This window comes from Sporolactobacillus shoreae (assembly GCF_004684935.1).
GTDB classification, from domain to species: Bacteria; Bacillota; Bacilli; order Bacillales; family Sporolactobacillaceae; genus Sporolactobacillus; species Sporolactobacillus shoreae.
On sequence record NZ_SRJD01000057.1, the window covers coordinates 1 to 1923 of the forward strand.

Genomic DNA, 1923 nt, shown 5'->3' on the forward strand with positions numbered 1-1923 from the left:
TGTACGGTTCCAGCTGCGACGCGGCTTGCGGCGTGCCCAGCGTAAACTGCTTATTGACAAAGATTTGAGCGAGGGTTGCGAGCAGCGTGTTCGTGTCCTGCTGCGCGGAAAGCAGCTGATTGAGCGACCCTTGATCCGTTTTTGGTGCGGATCTGCTCCCGTTCAGACCCATAAAAGACAGCGCCTGATTAATTAGCTGAACAGATCGCGTCTTATCCGTTAGAGGTAAAACGACTTCCGGCTGATTATTTTCAGACAGCCACGAGAGCTGTTCACCAAACGTAAAGCCACCAACTGCATGCTTGGTGACTTTAATGCCCAGATCTTTGTTGACCAAATTATAAAGGCTCTTACCAATCGCACTGATCGTGTTGCCCAGTACGGAGCCAACCCCTTCAAACCCTTTCTGGATGCCGGACAGCGTCGACTGCGCAATCGTAAAGCCGTTCTGGTAGTATTTTTTCTTATCTGCTGCAATTGACGCGTTAAAGGCTGCTGTGGCTTGATTGATGGTACTTTGTGCCGTTGTCACAGCGCTGTGCGACATGTCGGCACCCACCGCATAGGACAGACTGTTCTTCTGAGACCACAGACTCTGATACTGGCTCAGCATGCCGTTCGATAGGCCAGCAATATTCTGAATTTCAGCAAGAGAATTCGGCCCCAGTGCTTCGAGTTCATCCACTAGGCTACTGTTTACTTTCCGGCTGCGGAGTTTGGCAATGGCTGCTTTAAACTGGGACAGCTGCGTATCCTGAGCCTTCAGATTAGCCACTAAGCCTGATCCTGATGTCACTGTACTCGTGCTGCTGGTCGGCGCGTCCAGCAGTCCCCATGTTCCGTACACGGTCTGCTTCGCACTGTCAATCACGCCGTTCATGGTTGAGACGGCTGACTTGACGGCGTTCAGATACGTCTGCGCGGAACTTTGTACGGACGTGTTCAGGGACTGCAGGTTGACAGCCGACGTCATCTGATTGTAAATCTTGGTGTACCAGGATTCTGTCAGCTTGTTTCCCCTTTTCAGCTCGTTAATCATCGACAATTCGTTTTGTTCACTCGACTGCGACTGCTTGCTGGATCGGTAGTTACTAACGATCTTCGATCCTAGCGAATCAAACTTCTTAACGAGTGCGTTGTACTGATTTCGTGCCGTCGCCATCGTGTTCGTGATCCGATTCCGCTGTGAAGCGGTCGTCTTCGAGTACTTTTCCAGTGACTGTAACCGGCTTTTTTCAGAAGCTGCTGAAATCTTTCCTGATCGGTAGTCAGCAATGATCGTGCCGATCTTATCCGAAATCATTTTCGAGTAGTTAAACGTGGACTTTTTAGGCGCGGATCGCTTCGCTGGTTTACTTGACTTCGACTTCGACTTTGAGAAAGACGACTTTTTAGACGAGGAAACCTTAACTGTCCGCCAGTAACCGGCCACTTTCGTGCCATCAGAACGCGTGTAGCCCTTCACCCATTCACGCCGTGTGCCGGTTGCATAATGTGGCAACAACTTAAGCAGCTTTTCCGTCTTATCGCCGCCCAAAATATCCGCTGGCTTTTTAAAATTAATCAGCGTCGCTTGAGCCGGGCTAAGCACTAAGGAACCATCCGACAGCCGCATCAGTTCAGATTTACCCGCTTCACCTACGAGGGACGGACCTAGTGCTTGCCCACCATAAGCAAAACGACGAACACCTGTCGGTCCCCAGCCACCGGGTGCCTGAATGTCTTTCAACCAATTGGAATCATCAAACATAGCCAAGAACTGATCTAAAGCGCCCCGGATATTACCGTAACCGGCTCGCATCCACCCCTCAAATGTTCTCGGAATGTACTGCAAGATGCCTTGTGCCGGATGTCCCTGCAGGCTGTTAATATCAACAATGCGCTGTACTGCGTTCGGATCGCCGCCCGATTCCTTCGTCACAC

At 50.9% G+C, this 1923-nt stretch carries 1 protein-coding gene; it reads right to left on the minus strand.

Annotation, left to right across the window (positions count from 1 at the left end; all coding sequences use genetic code 11):
* Nucleotides 1-1923 (minus strand): lysozyme family protein (locus tag E4665_RS18305; RefSeq protein ID WP_167815259.1); only part of this gene is annotated, 1923 nt, incomplete at both ends.